Annotated in this window: 13 protein-coding genes; all 13 read left to right on the forward strand. The window is 37.4% G+C overall.

Annotated elements, in window-relative coordinates; all coding sequences use genetic code 11:
* The first annotated feature begins 131 nt into the window (after positions 1–131).
* The 13 genes from BTO11_RS07205 (at position 132) to BTO11_RS07265 (ending at position 20,030) form a co-directional block, all read left to right on the forward strand.
* Entirely contained in the window at positions 132–2,348 is a 2,217-nt protein-coding gene (locus BTO11_RS07205) for a chondroitinase-B domain-containing protein (RefSeq protein ID WP_229793350.1), read from the forward strand.
* A gap of 8 nt (positions 2,349–2,356) precedes the next feature.
* Positions 2,357–4,603, forward strand: a complete 2,247-nt coding sequence (locus BTO11_RS07210) for a heparinase II/III domain-containing protein (protein ID WP_105051969.1) — start codon at positions 2,357–2,359, stop codon at positions 4,601–4,603.
* A 186-nt stretch (positions 4,604–4,789) separates the two neighbouring features.
* Complete coding sequence (locus BTO11_RS07215) at positions 4,790–6,085, forward strand: MFS transporter (protein ID WP_105051970.1); 1,296 nt, start codon at positions 4,790–4,792, stop codon at positions 6,083–6,085.
* A gap of 38 nt (positions 6,086–6,123) precedes the next feature.
* Entirely contained in the window at positions 6,124–7,092 is a 969-nt protein-coding gene (locus BTO11_RS07220; RefSeq protein WP_105051971.1) for a sugar kinase, read from the forward strand.
* Positions 7,093–7,272: 180 nt separating this feature from the next.
* Entirely contained in the window at positions 7,273–8,439 is a 1,167-nt protein-coding gene (locus tag BTO11_RS07225) for an NAD(P) transhydrogenase subunit alpha (protein ID WP_105051972.1), read from the forward strand.
* Complete coding sequence (locus tag BTO11_RS07230) at positions 8,439–8,714, forward strand: NAD(P) transhydrogenase subunit alpha part 2 (RefSeq protein WP_105051973.1); 276 nt, start codon at positions 8,439–8,441, stop codon at positions 8,712–8,714. The genes BTO11_RS07225 and BTO11_RS07230 overlap by 1 nt, the downstream gene beginning before the upstream one ends.
* A 9-nt stretch (positions 8,715–8,723) precedes the next feature.
* Entirely contained in the window at positions 8,724–10,106 is a 1,383-nt protein-coding gene (locus BTO11_RS07235; protein ID WP_105053690.1) for an NAD(P)(+) transhydrogenase (Re/Si-specific) subunit beta, read from the forward strand.
* Positions 10,107–10,224: 118 nt separating this feature from the next.
* The gene (gene eda / locus BTO11_RS07240; protein ID WP_105051974.1) at positions 10,225–10,842 is read left to right on the forward strand and encodes a bifunctional 4-hydroxy-2-oxoglutarate aldolase/2-dehydro-3-deoxy-phosphogluconate aldolase; all 618 of its coding nucleotides are present in this window, start codon (positions 10,225–10,227) and stop codon (positions 10,840–10,842) included.
* A gap of 11 nt (positions 10,843–10,853) precedes the next feature.
* Positions 10,854–11,933 carry a class II fructose-bisphosphate aldolase gene (fbaA, locus tag BTO11_RS07245; protein ID WP_105051975.1) on the forward strand — a complete coding sequence of 360 codons (1,080 nt, stop codon included), beginning with the start codon at positions 10,854–10,856 and terminating at the stop codon, positions 11,931–11,933.
* A gap of 9 nt (positions 11,934–11,942) precedes the next feature.
* Positions 11,943–12,908, forward strand: coding sequence for a class 1 fructose-bisphosphatase (locus BTO11_RS07250; RefSeq protein WP_105051976.1), 966 nt, complete (start codon positions 11,943–11,945; stop codon positions 12,906–12,908).
* A gap of 804 nt (positions 12,909–13,712) precedes the next feature.
* Positions 13,713–16,823 carry a TonB-dependent receptor gene (locus tag BTO11_RS07255; RefSeq protein WP_105053691.1) on the forward strand — a complete coding sequence of 1,037 codons (3,111 nt, stop codon included), beginning with the start codon at positions 13,713–13,715 and terminating at the stop codon, positions 16,821–16,823.
* 445 nt (positions 16,824–17,268) lie between these two features.
* Entirely contained in the window at positions 17,269–18,672 is a 1,404-nt protein-coding gene (locus BTO11_RS07260) for a TolC family protein (RefSeq protein WP_105051977.1), read from the forward strand.
* A 2-nt stretch (positions 18,673–18,674) separates the two neighbouring features.
* On the forward strand, positions 18,675–20,030 hold the full coding sequence (locus BTO11_RS07265; RefSeq protein WP_105051978.1) for an efflux RND transporter periplasmic adaptor subunit: 1,356 nt from the start codon (positions 18,675–18,677) through the stop codon (positions 20,028–20,030).
* Positions 20,031–20,032 lie beyond the last annotated feature (2 nt).

A 20,032-nucleotide genomic window follows, 5' to 3' on the forward strand; every position in this document is an offset into this window, starting at 1 on the left:
CGCACATTTCAAAGGTTTCCAATTCCATTTTGCAGGTCAGTTTAAGTGAGTGAATTTGTATGTTAAATAAATCAAAGAATATGAAATCGTTAACTAAGTCGATTATTAAGCTTAGTGTTATTGTTGGTCTAATGCAGTCAAATCTTGTATTAGCAAAAGATTATTTAGTAAAAAATCAATCCGAATATAAAAAAGCATCTAAAAAATTAGAGGCGGGTGACAAGGTTATTTTAGCCAACGGTACATGGAAAAACTTCGAAGTCGTTTTCCAAGGCCAAGGCTCAGAGAATCAGCCAATTACTTTACAAGCAGAAACCAAAGGTGAAGTATTTTTAACTGGTAACTCTAATTTACGTTTATCTGGTGAATACTTAGTTGTTTCTGGTTTAGTATTTAAAGATGGTTACTCACCAACTAGTGAAGTTATTTCATTTCGTCGTAATAAAGAAAATTTAGCAAACCATTCACGTGTAACAGAAGTTGTTATCGATAACTTCAGTAACCCAGACAAATACGACCAAGATAAATGGGTTGTTATGTATGGTAAGCATAATCGATTTGATCACAGCTATTTGGCTGGTAAACGCAACGCTGGTGTAACCATGACGGTTAGATTAAACAGTGAAGATAGCCAAGAAAACTATCACAGAATAGATCATAACTATTTTGGCCCTCGTCCAATCTTAGGCTCAAATGGTGGTGAAACATTAAGAATAGGCACTAGCCATTATTCTTTAACAAATTCATTTACTACCATTGAAAATAACTATTTTGACCGTTGTGATGGTGAAGTAGAGATCATCTCTAACAAGTCAGGCAAAAACAAAATAGTAAATAACGTATTTTACGAATCTCGCGGGACATTAACACTACGTCACGGCAACGGAAATTTAGTTGAAGGTAATGTGTTCTTTGGTAATGGTAAAGATCACACCGGTGGTATTCGTGTTATCAACGCTGACCAAATTATTCGTAATAACTACATGGAAGGATTAACAGGCTATCGCTTTGGTAGTGGTTTGACTGTGATGAATGGAGTTCCAAACTCATCAATTAATCGTTATCACCAAGTAAATAATGCGCTTATTACAAATAACAGTTTAATCAATGTTGACCACATTCAACTCGCGGCAGGCAGCGATGCTGAACGTTCAGCTGCACCAATTAATAGTAAGTTTCAAAATAACTTAATTGTGCATAATGAAAACAAAGATGGTTTTACGTTATTTGATGATATCAGTGGCATTAACTTCTCTGCTAATCAATTACATAACGTAAACAAACCAACAATATCTTCAGGCTTTAAAAGTGCAAACGTAGAATTAAAACGTGCATCTAATGGTTTGTTATATCCAGTTGATGAAACGTTCGCAAAAATGGGTATTGATAAATCTGTATCACCAATTACAAAAGCGGAAGTTGGTCCAAGTTGGTATGCCAAAAAAGAACCTTTAGTTCAGTTTGATTCAGGTAAAACAATTACCGTTTATCCTGGTGAAGATGCCTTAATCGATGCCGTTAAAACTGCAAACGACGGAGATGTTATTTATTTAACGCCTGGCCAATATACGGTCAGTAAAACCTTGTTCCTGACCAAAGTTCTTACGTTCAAAGGTGACAAAGATAAAGTCGATGTTGTCTTTCAACGTAAGACTTTATTTACCATTGAAGATAAAGGCAGCTTAAAAATATCTGGCTTAAATATCAGCGGTAAAGAAGCGCCAGATTCAGCAGGAAATGTATTGATAAGTAATACGAAATTACCAACAATTTATAATTTCAGATTAGAGATCCTAGACTCAAAAATTAGTGACCTTGATGTTAACCATTCATTCCATGTGTTTGACTCTGGTTACCGAGCGTTTGCTGATGAAATTGTGATAAAAAATTCACAATTTACTAACATCACAGGCGACATTTTACGTTTAAACAAAGAACTTGATGACCTAGGTATTTATAACGCTGAATACGTTACGTTAGACAACAATGTATTTAGAGATGTTGAAGGTACGATTGCTAACTTATACCGCGGTGGAACAGATGAAAGTACATTTGGACCGCATTTTATTATGACCAACAACAAGCTTAAGCAAGTTGGTAACGGTAAACGTAATAAATCAAAAGCAGTAATGACTATTCATGGTGCGCAAGTAACTAACATTGAAAATAATGTATTTTCAATGACCCCAGCTATAGTGATTAACCATACGGTTGGTGAGCCTCAAACTGTTATTAAAAACAATACCTTTGACCAAGCAACAGAAATTAATGTTGTAGAGTTAAATGTAGATGGTCCACATACAGCAATATTAGAAAATAACTCGTTTAAAAAAACGACAAGTAAATAGGACGGATTATGAATTATTTCACTCGTATTACCTCGTCGCCAAAACAGATTTTAGCGGTTGTTGTATTTCTAACTTTGTTGGTTTTAGCATTTTCCATTAAAGCTGAAAGTGAAAGCCCTCGACTCGTTTCGACGCAAGATGATATCGCTGAAATGCGTTTAGCTATTGAAAAGCCAGGCTCATTTAAAACTAAATTTGAACAGCAAAAACGTAGTGTAGATAAACAAATGGAACAGGCTATTACTGTTCCAGTTCCTGCTGATGGCGGTGGTGGTTATACCCACGAACGTCATAAGAAAAATTATAAACTTATGTATCAAGCCGGAATGTTATTCCAGCTTACACAGGATAAAAAATACGCTGATTTAGTACGTGATATGTTGCTGCAATACGCAGACTTGTATCCAACGCTAGATGTTCATCCAAAACGTAAAGCTGGGGCAAATAATCCAGGTAAGCTTTTTTGGCAGAGTTTAAATGAAGCTGTTTGGTTGGTTTATAGCATTCAAGCGTATGACTTTGTTTTACCTAACTTAACAGAAAAAGAAATAACTAAAATTGAGCAAGGTATCTTTCGCCCAATCGTTAAATTCTTATCTGTTGACTCACCAGCAACCTTTAACAAGGTTCACAACCACGGAACTTGGTTAACCTCAGGTGTGGGGATGGCTGGATATGTATTAAATGAGCCTGAATGGGTTGAGCAAGCACTTTACGACTTAGATAAGTCTGGTAAAGGCGGATTTTTAAAACAGTTAGACGAGTTGTTCTCGCCTCAAGGTTATTATAATGAAGGTCCGTATTATCAACGTTACGCATTAATGCCTTTTATTACGTTCGCTAAAGCCATTGAAACTAATGAACCGGAGCGCAAAATTTTTGAATATCGTGATGGCATCGTTTTAAAAGCGATTACTACAACAATTCAGTTAAGTTATAACGGTCTGTTTTTCCCAATCAATGATGCAATTAAAAGCAAAGGCATTGACACAATTGAGTTAGTTAACGGCGTTACTATCGCTTACGGATTAACTGGTGATACTGGCTTATTAGAGATAGCTCAAATTCAAGACCAAATTATATTAACGGGTGATGGTCTTAAAGTTGCCCAGGCACTAGACGCAGGTAAAGCCACGCCGTATGAATTTGAATCTGTGGCCTTTGGTGACGGAGCAGACGGTACGCAAGGTGCGTTAGTTATTATGCGTCAAGCTAGCTCTAATAAAGCGACTGAAACGGATAGCCAAGCGGTATTATTTAAGCCTGCGGCACAAGGTTTAGGTCACGGTCACTTTGATAAATTAACTTGGCAGTTTTATGACAAAGGTGCAGAGATTGTTTCTGATTATGGTGCAGCTCGTTTCTTAAATGTAGAAGCAAAATACGGCGGCCGTTATTTACCTGAAAATAAAACTTATGCTAAACAAACCATTTCTCATAATACGGTTGTAGTTGATGAACGTTCGCACTTTGATGCAAATTTAGAAAAAGGCAATGCAAATCACCCAGAGCATTTGTTTTTTGTAAATGACAAAAACGTTAAGTTAAGTTCAGCGACAATTGATTCGGCTTATGAAGGTGTTGAATTAACTAGAACTTTAGCGTTAATTAATTTACCAGAGCAAGATCAGACGCTAGTAATTGACGTGTTTGATGTTAATTCTAAAAAACAGCATCAGTTTGACTTACCGGTTCACTATCAAGGTCAATTTATTGATAGTAACTTTGCTCTAAACGCAAATGATAAAACTATGTCGGCATTAGGTAATGAAAATGGTTATCAGCATTTATGGTTGAAAGCGCAAGCTACGCCAGACGCAGGTTTAGCACGCGTTACTTGGTTGCATGATAATGGCCGTTTCTACACTCAAAGTTCAATTGAAACTGGTGACAGCCAAATATTGTTCACTCAAATTGGTGCTAACGATCCTAACTTTAACTTACGTAATGAAAATGCATTTATTCATCGTGTTAAAAACACTAAAAAGCATAGCTTCATAAGCGTACTTGAGCCGCATGGTGAATATAACCCATCAAAAGAGTTCACTATATCGGCAACCAGTAAAGTAAGTGGTTTAGCTCATGTAGATAATGATAACGTCACTGCGGTATTAATTACCTTCCTTGACGGTAAAGAATGGGTATTGGCCTACAACAAGCAATCAGTGACAAAGACTAAAAAGTCAGAGTTCAGCTTGAAAGGTAAAAAATATAAATTTAGTGGTCAATATCTATTACAAAAAATAACTAAATAGTAAAACTTGAGCTAAATTGTTATAAGAAAGATGTACTTATACATTTAGTACAATTTGAGAGAGCATTTAACAAAAGTTAAAGCTCTCTTAAAAACACAACAAATATAAAAAATATAAAAATATAAAAATCAAATTATCAATTATAAAAATAACTAAAATATAAAACATGGGTCAATGGGGAACACAATGAAAATGAAAAATTTAAGATGGTGGGTTATTGCCTTAATCGCACTAGCTACCGTTATTAACTATATAGACCGTTCTGCGCTTAGCGTATTGTGGCCAGATATAGTAGAAGATCTGTTTCCTGACGAATCAGCTTTAGAGCGCAAACAAATATATGCCAACATTTCTATTGTTTTCATATTGTCTTATGCCTTTGGTCAAGCCATTTTTGGCAAAATATTTGACTGGGTTGGAACTCGTTTAGGTTTTGTTTTATCTATCGGTGTTTGGTCGTTGGCAACCGCTGCTCATGCACTTGCTCAGGGCGTACTAAGCTTTAGTATTTTCCGTGCAATCTTAGGTGTAGCAGAAGCCGGTAATTGGCCTGGTGCAGCTAAAAGTAACGCAGATTGGTTTCCAACCAAGGAACGTGCTTTAGCTCAAGGCATCTTTAATTCAGGTGCCGCTATCGGTGGTATCGTCGCAATTCCTTTAATTGCTTATTTAACTGTATTTTTTAACTGGCAAATGGTGTTTGTTGTTATCGGTCTAGTTGGTTTGTTATGGCTAATACCTTGGATAATTTTAGTTAAAGCGCCACCTAAGTCTCATCCTTGGATAACAGACGAAGAACGCGAATATATTTTAACGGGTCAAAGAAATACTGAAGCAAACATAGATTCTGATGAAGAAGAATATAACCCTACAACGGGTGAGTTACTTTCTCATAAGCAAAGCTGGGGTGTCATTATCGCTTCTGCAGCTATCGACCCTATCTGGTGGTTATTTGTATTTTGGATCCCAATTTACCTTAACGAAGTTTACGGTATGGATGTAAAAGCGATTGGTATTTACGGTTGGGTTCCATATGTAGGCGCTATGTTCGGAGCTTGGTTTGGTGGGCTTTTAGCACAAAATAGAATTAAATCTGGTTGGAATACAGATAAAACTCGTAAGTTAACGATTACATTAGGTTGCTTGATAATGTTACCAGCACTATTAGCTATGGCTAATCCTGGTGGACCAACTGCTGCGGTTATCATCATGGCTGTTATCTTATTTGGTTTCCAAACGGCTATTGGTAACGTTCAAACACTACCAAGTGACTTATTTGGCAAGAAAGCGGTAGGAACACTTGCTGGTTTCTCTGGAATGGCCGCTAAATTTGGTGCGTTAGGTTTAACTGCTTTGGTACCGATTTTAACTGCTGATGGTAACTATGCTCCTGCATTTATTATTGGCGCGTCTTTAGCTGTTATTGCTATTGCGGCGATTTGGATCCTTATTCCAAAAATTGAACCACTAAAAGCTAAGTAACTTAGTAATTAACAACGATTAGTTTAGGAAGTAACCTTGTGAAAAAAGTAGTTTTATTTGGCGAATGCATGATTGAGTTAAAACAAACAGGTAATAGCAATACTGTACCTGTTCAAATGCAACAAGGATTTGCCGGAGATGTGTTTAATGCAGCGGTTTACTTAACCCGATGCTTTAATGATATAGACATCCAGTTGTTTACTGCATTAGGTCGTGATGACTATAGCAACAACATGAAAGACTACTTAAAAGCAGAGAACGTAGGTACGGATTTAATATTAACCTCAGAAGATAAAATTCCGGGGTTATATTCAATCCAAACCGACAGTTCTGGTGAACGCAGTTTTACCTATTGGCGTAACGATGCAGCTGCACGTTACACAATGGAGCTGTTGACTGACGATATAATAGAAAAGCTAAAGCAAAGCGATATGTTTGTTTTCTCTGGCATTTCATTAGCCGTTATTAAACCAGAATTAAGAGAACGTTTTTGGCAGCTAATTGCACAATTAAAACAGGCTGGGGTCGAAATTGTATTCGACCCTAACTATCGCCCCCGTTTATGGGCTGATACCACAGAGACTAAAACTCAATACGAGCTGGCATTACAAGCAAGTGACTATGTATTACCAGGTATAGAAGATTTTGAAGTGTTATACGGTTTAAGCACGTTTGAAGACGTAGCTGACTTTTGTAAACCTTATAATATTCAAGAGTTAGTGATTAAAGATGGGCCAAATGGCGTCTTAATCATCCAACAACAAAGCAGTGAAAAAAATGATAACCAGCCAACTCAGCAGTTTATCAATATTGAACCTGTTAAAACTGTAATAGATACAACATCAGCTGGCGATTCATTTAATGGTGTCTACTTAGGCGCTAGATTAAGTGATTTAACGGTTGAACAAGCTGTTTCAAAAGCAGCCAAGACAGCTGGGTTTGTTATTCAACACCCTGGTGCCATTGTCGAAAAGTCTATATTCCATCAATTTACCAAGACGTTATAAGGAAATTTTTATCAATAAAAACCTAATAACGTTAAGCGTACTAATAAAGTAGAGCTAACCACTTAAGTTAGCCCTTTAATTTGGTTGTCACGACCATGATCACCCAAAATATTAACATTCGTTCTGGCGCATGCTGTTTGGTGCTAGGGGATTTTTACGTCTCAAATTTGAGGAGCAATTATGCCAACTCTAGCTTTTCCAAAAGAAACCTTAAATGGTGAAAAGCGCTGTGCATTGCTACCAAGCAATGTAAAAGCATACAAACTCTTAGGTGCAGCAGTCATTATTGAAGCTGGTCTTGGAGAGGGTATCCATATTACGGATGAAGAATATAAACAGGCAGGAGCCGAAATTATTAACAAGCGTGAAGACTTGTTAAAACAAGCTGACATCGTGTTATCGATTCATAAATTACCATTGTCAGAACTAAGTTTAATCGCCAATAAAGTCGTGATCAGCTTTTTAGACCCATTTAATAACGCCGATTATGTTGAGCAACTTTGTCAGCAAAACGTAACGAGTTTCAGTATGGAGATGATCCCTAGAAGTACTCGTTGTCAGAAAATGGATGCACTAAGTTCACAGGCTAGTTTGGCTGGTTATGTGATGGTGGTGAAAGGCATTAGTGAATTGCCTTCAGTATTACCTATGATGATGACAGCCGCAGGGACAATTAAACCGGCCAAAGTATTTGTTATCGGTGCTGGTGTTGCAGGATTACAAGCCATTGCAACGGCAAAACGATTAGGCGCTGCGGTTACTGCATTTGATACTCGTGCGGTTGTGGCTGAGCAAGTTCATTCATTGGGTGCAAAATTCTTAGATATTGATTTAGGTGAAACTGGCCAAACGGCTCAAGGTTATGCGCAAGCATTAACACCTGAACAAATGCAAATTCAACAACAAGAGCAAGCTAAATGTATTGCTGATTCCGACATAGTGATCACAACTGCGCAATTGTTTGGCCGTAAACCTCCAGTATTAATTAACAAAGATACCGTTGCATTGATGAAGCCGGGGTCTGTGATTGTTGATATGGCAGCAGAAAATGGCGGCAACGTTGAAGGTTCTGTTGCTGGCGAAACCGTTGTGGTAAATGGTGTAACGGTTGTAGGTACAGGTAACTGGTCAAACGATGTGGCTAAAAATGCCACTCAAATGTACGGCAATAATATATTCAATTTGGTGAGTGAGTTTTGGCAAGAACAAGAGTCAGAAAATGAATTAAAACAATGTGAATTTGTTATTGACCTAGAAGACGATATTCAAGCCAACGCGGTGATCACTCACCAAGGTTTGATTTCAAATGAAATGATTAAAAATCACTTACAGAAGGAACAAGCATAATGACTGCAATTTATCTTTTATTTATCTTAATGTTATCTGTGTTTGTCGGCTTTGAGTTAATCCGAAAAGTACCTGCGACTTTGCATACTCCACTTATGTCTGGAGCGAATGCGATTTCTGGTATTACGGTAATTGGCGCTTTAGCTTTAGCGGGTGGTGAGTATGGGCAATGGTCTACTTGGTTAGGTGCAATTGCGGTGTTTTTAGCAACGGTTAATGTTGTCGGTGGTTACTTAGTAACTGACCGTATGTTAGCTATGTTCAAGAAAAAGTAGGGCTGGATGATGCTTGATTCTATTATAGATACTTCATTATTAATAAACTTTGTTTATGTTATATCCGCTACGTTATTTATCTTTGGTTTAAAGTTATTAAGCCACCCATCGACAGCGCGTAAAGGTAATTTATTATCTGCACTTGCTATGTTAATCGCGATTGTTGTTACTTTGTTGGATAAACAAATTATATCGTTTGAATTGATATTAGTTAGCATATTGGCAGGCTCTGCCGTCGGTGTGTATGCCGCTAAGAAAATTGAAATGACTTCAATGCCTGAGCTTGTCTCTTTGTTTAATGGTATTGGTGGTTTAGCGAGTTTAGCGGTTGCTTGGGCAACAATTGCAGGTGGCGTTAACTTATCGACGTTTGTATTGTTTGTTAGTTTCTTAGCTTTACTTATTGGTGCTATTACATTTTCAGGCAGTGTGGTTGCTTGGGCTAAATTGAGTGAGCGAATGATAGGCCGCCCAGTTGTATTTAAAGGCCAAGCTATTGTTAACGTATTGCTAATTGCGGCAATTGTGGCATCCGCTACTTTATTAATACAGCAACCTGAAGTGACAACCTGGCATTATTTAGTTATTGGTTTGGCGCTATTAATGGGCGTGATGTTTGTACTCCCGATTGGTGGTGCGGACATGCCAGTGGTTATTTCATTGTTAAATAGCTACTCAGGTTTAGCTGCGTGTGCGGCTGGTTTCGCGTTAGAGAATAATCTTCTGATTGTTGCAGGTTCGTTAGTTGGTGCCAGTGGCATTATCTTAACTAATATCATGTGTAAAGCCATGAACCGTTCGTTAGTGAGTGTGTTAACTTCAGGTTTTCAACCTGTCGTAACAAGCGAGATGGTAATTGAAGGGGAAGTAAAACCTTTATCTGCCGACGATGCATTTTATGTATTGGAAGCGGCTCAGTCGGTTTTAGTTATTCCAGGTTACGGTATGGCAGTAGCACAAGCACAACATGCAATGAAAGAGCTACAAGGTCTATTAGAAGACAACGGCGCTGAAGTGGCCTATGCGATTCATCCTGTTGCGGGGCGTATGCCTGGTCATATGAATGTATTGCTGGCAGAAGCCGACGTTTCTTATGAGCAGTTATTTGAAATGGACGAAATCAATTCACGTATTGAAGGTTTTGACGTTGCTATAGTTATAGGGGCGAACGATGTAGTTAACCCTGCAGCACGTGAAATGAAAGGTAGTCCAATTTACGGTATGCCAGTTATTAACGCCGATTTAGCTAAAAATGTATTTGTCCTCAAACGTGGAATGGCGTCTGGTTTTGCAGGGGTTGATAATCCTCTGTTCTTTAAACCAAACTGTCGCATGATTTTTGGTGACGCAAAAGAAACGTTAAACAATATTATTCGTCAGTTTTCTGATTAATATTGTTAAGTGTTAACAACAACAGCCTTGAAGAGGAAATCCTCTTCGAGGTTTTATATTAAAATTTGTATTCATAAATTTACGATTCATAACTCACAATAAATATAAAGGTAACTTAATGACTTCTTTTTCTAGTTTAATGGGCTCACAGACTTTACTGCCAATTATTCAAGCTAACTCCGTAGAGCAAGGTGTAAATATCGCAAAGGCGATGGCTGCAGCTGGCTTAAAATTAGTAGAAGTAGTATTGCGTACAGATGCATCATTACAGGCTATAACGGCAATTAAACAGCAGGTTCCAGAGTTAATTGTTGGCGCGGGGACAGTAACAAACGAAACTATTCTACAACAAGCAATTGATGCCGGCTCCGACTTTATCGTCACGCCTGCGGTATCAGAAAAACTACTGGGCTTTTTAGTGGATTGCGGTGTTCCTGTGTTACCTGGTGTTTCCAATACAGGTGATATTTTGATGGCGAGAGAGTTTGGTTTTACTGAATTAAAACTTTTCCCAGCAGCTTTGTCTGGTGGCGTACCATTTTTATCTGCGGTAAACTCTGTTTTTCAAGACATAAAGTTTTGTCCAACTGGCGGTGTATCTCCTAAAAATAAAAACGATTACTTATCATTAACTAATGTAATAGCAGTTGGTGGTACGTGGGTATGCCTTAAAGAGTGGGCAGAAAATGAAAACTGGCAAGCGATTACAGACGCCTGTAAAGAAGCAATTAACTGAGGAAGCAAGTAATGTCCAAACTTACTGAAATGTTAAAACCTGGGGTGATTTTAGCAGATGATGTTCAGCATTTATATGATCATGCAAGAGCGAATCAATATGCATTACCAGCGGTAAATGTCATAGGAACTCATTCTATAAATGCGACTTTGGAAGCGGCTGTCAAAGTGAAGTCGCCTGTGATCATTCAGTTATCAAATGGTGGAGCTGCATTTTTTGTAGGTAAAAGCATTGGATTAGAAGGCCAAGGTGCTGCAATTGCTGGAGCAATAGCGGCTGCAAAATATGTTCATGCTGTTGCTGGTTTATATGGTGTTCCTGTTATTTTAAATACCGACCATGCCGCTAAAAACCTACTTCCTTGGATAGATGGTTTATTGGATGCTGGTGAGCAACATTATGCTGAAACTGGTAAGCCATTATACAGTTCTCATATGATAGATTTATCGGAAGAACCACTAGAAGAAAATATCGAGATTTGCGCACAATACTTAGCTCGCATGAGTAAAATAGGTATGACGCTAGAAATCGAACTAGGTTGTACTGGTGGCGAAGAAGACGGTGTTGATAACTCTCACATGGACAGCTCTGAGCTTTACACTCAGCCAGAAGACGTTGCCTATGCATATGAGCAGCTTTCTAAGGTGAGTGATAAATTTATTATTGCGGCTTCGTTTGGTAATGTTCATGGAGTTTATAAGCCAGGTAACGTAGTGCTAACACCTGAAATTTTAAAGAACTCTCAAGCTTATGTTTCTGAAAAGTTTGGTTTACCAACTAATAGTCTTAACTTTGTATTTCATGGTGGTTCAGGCTCTGAGCCTGAAAAAATTGCTGAGTCGTTAACTTATGGCGTCATAAAAATGAATATTGACACCGACACCCAGTGGGCGAGTTGGGAAGGTGTTTTGAATTATTACAATGACAAACAAGGTTATCTACAAGGCCAAATTGGTAATCCAGATGGCGATGATAAACCTAATAAGAAATACTATGATCCACGTGTTTGGTTACGTCATGCAGAAACATCAATGACAACTCGACTTGAACAGTGTTTTGCAGAATTAAATTGTATAAATAGATATAGCTAAGGGTTTCTGATGAAAAGATTAGTACCAGTATTAAAAAAAGATAATGTGAACTTGGAGCTGATCATGTTGATCAGAACCATCTTAGCTGCATCTAAAGAGATTGCATTTCGTGTAAGCCAAGGCGACTTAGCTGGTGTTTTAGGTTCTACTTTGGATGAAAATATCCAAGGTGAAGTACAAAAAAAACTAGATGTGTTATCTAATCAATTGCTCAAAGATATGCTGCTAGATGACGACTCTGTTCGTGCTATCGCATCTGAAGAAGAAGACTTTGTAGTAGCCGGTCATAAAGGCGCTCCTTATATTGTTGCGTTTGATCCACTTGATGGTTCATCTAATGTCGATATTAATGGGCAGATAGGGACTATTTTCACTATTTATGCAGCTAGAGACGATGTTGCCGACGACAGTGAATTACAATTTGCTCAGCAAGGTAAAGATCAGCTTTGTGCTGGTTATGTGCTTTATGGCGCTTCAACCTTACTAGTGATGACAACTGGCGGACCAACACGTTGTTTTACATTAGATTTAACTCACGGTGGATACCTACTCACTGAGAGTGAATGTGAGATACCTGTTGAGACAAAAGAGTTTGCGGTAAATATAGCTAATTACCGCTATTGGTCTGAGCATACTAAAACATACTTTAATGATGTGTTATATGCATCTGAAGACTATGCCGGTTCATCAATGCGTTGGAATGCAGCTATGGTTGGCGATATGCACCGTATTATCAGCCGCGGTGGTTTATTTTTATACCCTGAAGATAGCCGTCCTGGTAACCAAAATGGCAAAATTAGATTGTTATACGAAGCGAACCCATTAGCTATGCTTGCAGAGAATGCAGGTGGTAAAGCAACGGCCGCAGGTAAGCGCATTCTAGATATACAACCAAGCTCATTACATCAACGTGTGCCAGTGACTTTAGGCTCAGTTAAACAAGTGGATGAATTTAATAAAGTAACGGTGAAGTAAGTACGTTTCTTTCTTTTGTATACTTATAAAAACCTAGCTTTGCTAGGTTTTTTTACGTATACGGGTATTGAAATAAAGCAAATACCGGTTCCATACTCAATCGTATTGTATGTGTAGATTCATAATTTTTAACGTTGAAATAATACCCTATTATTTTACAGTGAAAGCTCCTTCATTAAATTCCCCATATACCTCCCCATATAACTCTGCGAACTTAATTTAAAAAACTCGACCAATTGTTTCATGAATTTTTACCATGAATGGCTATATTTAATTTATGTAGTTTCATTTTGGTAAGTTGATTACAGAAAAAACAATCTAATAGTAGTTAACGTGACTCAAACTTTAGTCATAAACTGATTTTTTTTGTACAAGATAAAGTGACTTTTGTCATACAAATTGGTAAAAATATGCTGTGTAAATAGTTTTATTTTATATATTTTTTATTCTATAGGTGAAAATAATTAAGTTATAACTTATTGAATGTACTCGTTTATTTTTTAATCTAAGTGCGTATTTAATTTAACCTAACAAAAACATTTATAACTTAAGCCTATTTGTGGTTTGAATTGGGATGTTAATTGTATTATAAATGGTTAACCAAATTAAAAAAATAAAGAATAATAAATTCGAGTTTGGTTATTCATTTACCACATTTTGGTAATACCAAAATATTAAGTGAGTGAATAAAAGGTATGTGTCTAGTTGTACTTTGGCTATGCCAAAGATAGATGCCTCGATAAGTAGAATCAATCAACAGGGTTATACAACATGAAACTTAATAAAATAATGTCTGCACTTAGTATGCAGAACAAATTAAACCGTAATATATACGCATCTTCATTAGCTGCACTTTTACTGGCAACACCAACTTATGCTGCAGAGCCTGAAGATACAAACGTCGAAGTTATCGAGGTTACAGGCATAAGAAGTTCGCTTGCAAGCGCTATGCTGGAAAAAAAGGCTGCGAATAATCTAATTGAAGTAATTGCATCTGAAGATATTGGTAAGTTACCAGACCAAAACCTTGCAGAAGTACTTGAAAATATTACCGGTATTCAAATCACTAGAACAGCCGGAATCGGTACTGGTGTGCAAATCCGTGGTAGTAACTCTAATATCGTACAAATTAACGGTATGCAAACGGTAGGCACAGGTGATGGCCGCTCGGGAATGAAATTTGAAGATCTTTCTGCTGCGATTATTGCAGGCGTTGAAGTAACTAAAGCTTCAGATGCTAAAACAACAGAAGGATCAGTCGGTGGTACTGTAAATTTACGTACTATTCGTCCTCTTGCATTAACTGAAATGTTAGGTTCTATACGCGTACAGGGTGAAGATAGTAGTTTAACTGAAGACGGTATTATGCCAAGAATTTCAGGCGCCTACGGCGATAACTGGGAATTGGATAATGGTGGTAAATTTGGTGTTGTAATTAGTGGTAGTATCACTAAACAAGAAGCGACCTCTTTTCGACCTCGTGTTGACCGCGACGGTGCGTTAGTCGAAAATAGTAGCGCAAATATATATAGACTTGATGATCACGACGACGATGAAGATACAGATGATATACCTGTACTCCAATCAAACCCTGCTGCAGGCCAAGATTTTGATTTTATTGGCGTTCAATTTTTAAATCAAGAATTAGAAAATTTTGAGTATGAAACCAAAAACTTTTCAGCTTCATTTGAGTATGCACCTAATGATGACATGAAGTTTTTCTTTGATGCAGTTTTGACTGACCAAGAAGTACGTCAAGAAAGCACACGTGTGCAAGGATCTGGTGTTAGTAGTTTAGTTGACTATAGTGTGCCAACATCATTTGAAACTCTTAACTTTGGTTCTCTTGATGGTGTGAATTTAGGTAGTATTCAAGCTGCGCAAACTGGTGTTATTGAGCCTGATTTATCTGTAGATGACGATGATCCAAATTTACGTTTTAACAGTGATACAGGCGCCCGTATTTCAGAAAGTAAAATGTTTAGATTTGGTGGCGAATGGCAAGCAACTAATAATCTATTTGTAAGCGCTGAAATATCACATGCAAGTTCGGAAACTAGAACGCCAAAACTTGATACTCAATTAAATTACATCAACCCTAACATTGCACTAGATGCACTTGATGGTAACGGTGATATCACTGCGGATACAAGTAATGATAATGCAGTACCATTTGCTTATGACTTAACCGGTGACATGTTGTCATTTGGTATTAATTCAGATTCTGTTTATGCACCTACAGCTGCACAACTGACGAATGTTAATAATGTTGTACTTGATCAAGTTGACTTTAGCAATGGCAGCACAGAAAACTCAGATACTGCATTCCGTATTGATACAACTTACTATATAGATGACAGCATTATCACCACGGTTGATGCTGGTATTCGTTATAATACTGTAAAACATGAATCTATTTCAGTATCAGATAGAATTGGTGGCTTCAGTAAAATGGTTGATAGCCCTAATGGCAGTTTATTTGCCGATATTTTAGTCGCAGGTCCAAGTAACTTTGGAGAAGCGGATGGACGTGCACTTGCATTCCGTGACTTCCTCATTGTTAATCCGGATCTTGCCTATAATAATCCTCAATCAGTTATCGATACGCTGCAAGCTGCTATGACAACTCATCGTGCGAATATGGAAGCTGATGGTGTTAGTGACTTTATTGATGATGAAACTGGTGAATATATCGATCTAGACTTTTTAAATACAGAACCTGGAAGTACAGCTGGTTTTGAAGTGGAAGAGTCTACAACCGCTTTATATGCTCAAGCGAACTTTGAATATGAAATGATACGCGGTAATGTAGGTGTACGTCATGTAATGACAGATATTACCTCTATTGGTAATACTGAAATCAATGGTGTCGTATCGAAAGTAAATAATGAAGGTGATTACAGTTACACATTACCTCGTATAAACATTGTTGCTGATGTTGCTGATGATGTGATTGTTCGTATGAGTTGGGGACAAGACATTCGTCGTCCTGATTTTGGTAACTTAAATACGTCAGTTTCATATAGTCAAAACGAAAATTCAGCTGTAGATTTTGGTAATCCAAACCTAGAGCCAGAAGAAGTAACTTCATTTGATATTGCAACAGAATGGTATTTCACTGAAGCTGCTGTTGTTAGTATTGGTTACTTTGAAAAAGAACGTACCAATATATTTAGCTCTATTTTAGATTCTGCACCTGTAGATTCAGATGGAATGCGTTATTTCGATTTAGCGTGTGCTGATGGCGGTACTTATAACCCAGCGGTTATTCCAAATTCGTTTGGTGATGCAAGTACAGTTGGTCTATGTGTTGATGCTAATACTACAATAAATGACACTGCAACTCTGACTCAAACTGGTATTGAAATGGCATTTCAATACGACCTTTCAAGCTTTGAAAGTGATTTAGGTTGGGCTTCTGGTTTTGGTGTTCAAGCTAACTATACAGTTCAAGAGTTCTCTGGTGGTTCAACGGTTTACACTTCGGCTTCTCGTGGTACAGATATCTTTAATGCTATCAATAATGTTTATGATGATTCTCAATTTGTAGAATATACATCAAATCAAGGATTATTAGATTTCTCTGAGAACGCTTATAACTTAACGTTCTACTATGAAAAACATGATATTTCTGCAAGAGTACGTTACACATGGCGTGAAGCATACCGCACTGAAGATACAGCTGCTGGAGCATCGTTAAACTCAACATTAGGTTTCCCTGTTGTAACACACGACCGTGGCCAACTTAATGCAAGTATTAGCTATGATGTGAATGAGAAGTTAAATCTTGGTATTGAAGCTATTAACTTAACTGAAGCTGACATTATCCAATCTTGCGTTAATGAAGGTGCTATGCAATGTGCTGAAGGTATCACTGACCGTCGTATAACGTTTGGTGCTAGCTATAAATTCTAAGCTAGAGATATAAGAATTTGATTACATATTAAAATAATCCTCTTATCTTAATTAAAAAAAGCCTACTTCTTTGAAGTAGGCTTTTTTATTTGCGGCTTTCGAGTTTCAAGTATCTCGATAATAATTCTGTCCATTAAGTTACTGATCACAAAATATACATTACGCTTAAAATAGATTGCTCGTTCATTATCGGTTGTTGAGCGCAAGTGTATTTGTGCATGTTAATTAGCTAGGTAGAATAAGGTAAAGTTATAGCGTTAATTAATAAAGTTCCTTATTTGAGGATATGTATATCCCCATATCGGGATAAGTAAATGTTAAAGTAAAGATTTGATATTTAGCCTGTTTTAACGCATTGAAATATAAGAATAAAAATGTCGGTATGAATCTTGATTGTTTTGCCGATTATCGTTTTAAAAACCTTAAATTATTTGGATTTGGATAAATGTTGTTTCAAAAAAAGTCATATCTAAGTTTCATATTAGCCAGTAGTTTTATTGTTGCAGGTTGCACAACAAACTCAGCAATTGAAATCAAAATGGATTCTCTACCAACTCCTGAAAATTGGTCGGACAAAAATGTATTAACTGAAAAAGTTAATTCAGAAAATAACGGTCAATGGTTAGTTAAGTTAATGACGCCTGAATTACAGCGCAATATTGAGTTAGCATTAATCAATAACAGAAGCTTAAAGCAGCAGAGATTGGCTGTGGAAATTGCAGAGCAGAATGTGATTGTTAGTGGCGCAACATTATGGCCATCGTTAGATCTTAACTTATCAACCTCTAAACGCGATTATGGTGTCTCAACGACGAGTAACGATTTATCGCTATCACTAAAATACGAATTTGATATTTGGGGTAAATTGAGCGCGTCGGAACGTCAGATTAATTTAAATTACGCTGCGTTATTGGCTCAATACGAACAACAAAAAAGAGAACTGATTTCGGATGTGATTTTAGGTTGGTATCAAGTTATAGAGCAAAATCAGCAATTAACTTTGGCTAAAGAAAGTCTAAAAAGCATAGAGCAAAACTTAGCGATTATTGAAGCTGGTTATAACAGTGGTTTGAATACCTCGTTAGATGTATACCTAGCACGTAACGATGTAGCAAGCGAACGCTCAACCGTTGCAACGCAGAAGACAAGATTACAGTCAAATATTCGTGACCTAGAATTGCTACTTGGGCAATATCCAAGTGCTGCATTACAAACGGATGTTTCTGACATACCTGAATTAAGCCAGGCTGTTGCCGTTGGTATTCCATCTGAGATAGTGGCAAATAATCCAGAACTACAATACATGTGGAATTTGTTACTCGCTAAAGATGCGGGATTAGCATATGCCCATAAACAACGATTCCCAAGTTTAAGCTTAACGGCAAGCGCAGGAACCTCTAGTACAGAGTTGTCTGATTTATTGTCTTCAGATTTAGGTTGGTCATTGGTTGGAAGTTTAACGGCACCTATCTTCAATGCTGGGCGGTTAGCTGCAAATGAAGAAAGTGCACGATTAAGTACCAAACAAGCAGAACAAGCTTATTTAGAAACTCTTTACACTGCATTTTCAACAATTGAAAACAGCTTAACGGAAACTGACAATTTAAAACTAAGCTATCAAGCAAATATAGACGCAGCCGAAAATGCACAACTTGCAGAAGAAGTGTCATTTGAACAGTATTTAAAAGGACTAGTGAGCTATACCACAGTGTTGGATGCACAAAATCGTGCTTTTACAGCTCAAAGCTCAGTGATTCAACTTAAATACGAAATGCTAAACATTCGCCTACAATTATTTATCGCCCTTGGTGGTGATTTCAGTTCAATCTTACCTAAGGACGTGAAGTAATTATGTCTCAATCAATTTCAAAATTTAAAAAATACGGGATTCCTGCAACTATTTTAGGTGGTACGATTCTCTTGGCGATATTCATTTTCTCCAATCCACCAAAAGCTCAACGTCAAAGGGCTTCAAAAGCACCTCAAATGACAGTTGAAGTACAAAATTTAGAGCCGCAGTTATATCAAATAAAGTTAAGTAGTTTTGGCAGAATTAGACCTAGAACAGAAAGTGTTTTAGTAGCACAAGCATCAGGGCAAATTAATTATATAAGTGATGATTTTCGTGATGGTGGCTTTTTTGAAAAGGGCGAAGTTTTACTAAAATTAGATGACCGTGATCATCAAGCTGATGTGAAAATTGCACAAGCGAGCTTATTGGAAGCAAAACAAGTATTAGCAGAAGAGCAAGCTCGTTCAGATCAAGCGTTAACAGATTGGCAGCGTTTGGGTAAAAAAGGGCAACCAAACTCATTAGTATTAAGAGTGCCGCAATTAGAGGCTGCTAAGGCTCAATTGTTATCAGCGGAAGCTCAGCTAGATAAAGCTAAATTGACTTTAGAACGCACCAAAATCGTTGCGCCATACGCCGGTCGTGTTTTAAATAAAAATGTAGATGTAGGTCAAGTGATTTCAGCTAACAGTGAATTAGCGGATATTTATGCAGTTGATTATGTTGAAGTTCGTTTGCCTCTTAAAAATCAAGATTTAGAGTTGATTGACTTACCTGAAGAATATCGTAATAAAAAAATAGACAAAGAACCCGCTCTAGTTATGTTTGAATCAGAAATGAGCAATAAACATAAATGGCAAGGTAGTTTAGTAAGAACCGAAGGTGCAATTGATAGCGATTCACAGCAACTTTATGTTGTGGCACAAATTGAAGACCCTTATGCATTAACCAAAGCCAACGACTCTGCCATTAAAATTGGTCAATACGTGAGTGCTCAAGTTTCAGGTAAATTGTTGTCAGACGTTTTGGTGATCCCAAATAAATCAATATACCAAGGTAACTACGTTTACATCGTAGAAGAAGGTGTATTAAAACGCCGTGAAGTAACCTTGTTATGGAAAAATGAAACCGACGCTATTATCAAATCTGGCTTAACAGAAAATGAACAGTTGGTAACGACATCGTTAGGCCAAGTGAGTTCAGGTACTCGTGTTTCTATCGCGGGTGCTGAGCCAGAAAAGAAAATGGCTGAAGGTCCAGGTGCTATGAGAAAAAAATCTCGTAGCTTGAGTGACTTACCGCAAGATAGGCAAGATGAAATAAAAAAAATGGCTGAAGAAGAGGGTGTTTCAGCAGAGAAAATGTTTGAGCAAATGCAAGCCAAACGCAAACAACGTACGTCTAGTGGAGACTGATC

It is taken from the genome of Psychrosphaera saromensis (genome assembly GCF_002954545.1).
Classification (GTDB): domain Bacteria; phylum Pseudomonadota; class Gammaproteobacteria; order Enterobacterales; family Alteromonadaceae; genus Psychrosphaera; species Psychrosphaera saromensis.

Excerpts from the sequence above, each read along its gene's own strand:
- BTO11_RS07230 (WP_105051973.1), top strand. The coding sequence starts at position 8,439 with ATGACTGCAATTTATCTTTTATTTATCTTAATGTTATCTGTGTTTGTC.
- eda (WP_105051974.1), top strand. The coding sequence starts at position 10,225 with ATGACTTCTTTTTCTAGTTTAATGGGCTCACAGACTTTACTGCCAATT.
- fbaA (WP_105051975.1), top strand. The coding sequence starts at position 10,854 with ATGTCCAAACTTACTGAAATGTTAAAACCTGGGGTGATTTTAGCAGAT.
- BTO11_RS07205 (WP_229793350.1), top strand. The coding sequence starts at position 132 with ATGCAGTCAAATCTTGTATTAGCAAAAGATTATTTAGTAAAAAATCAA.
- BTO11_RS07225 (WP_105051972.1), top strand. The coding sequence starts at position 7,273 with ATGCCAACTCTAGCTTTTCCAAAAGAAACCTTAAATGGTGAAAAGCGC.
- BTO11_RS07255 (WP_105053691.1), top strand. The coding sequence starts at position 13,713 with ATGCAGAACAAATTAAACCGTAATATATACGCATCTTCATTAGCTGCA.
- BTO11_RS07215 (WP_105051970.1), top strand. The coding sequence starts at position 4,790 with ATGAAAATGAAAAATTTAAGATGGTGGGTTATTGCCTTAATCGCACTA.
- BTO11_RS07235 (WP_105053690.1), top strand. The coding sequence starts at position 8,724 with ATGCTTGATTCTATTATAGATACTTCATTATTAATAAACTTTGTTTAT.
- BTO11_RS07250 (WP_105051976.1), top strand. The coding sequence starts at position 11,943 with ATGAAAAGATTAGTACCAGTATTAAAAAAAGATAATGTGAACTTGGAG.
- BTO11_RS07265 (WP_105051978.1), top strand. The coding sequence starts at position 18,675 with ATGTCTCAATCAATTTCAAAATTTAAAAAATACGGGATTCCTGCAACT.
- BTO11_RS07260 (WP_105051977.1), top strand. The coding sequence starts at position 17,269 with ATGTTGTTTCAAAAAAAGTCATATCTAAGTTTCATATTAGCCAGTAGT.
- BTO11_RS07210 (WP_105051969.1), top strand. The coding sequence starts at position 2,357 with ATGAATTATTTCACTCGTATTACCTCGTCGCCAAAACAGATTTTAGCG.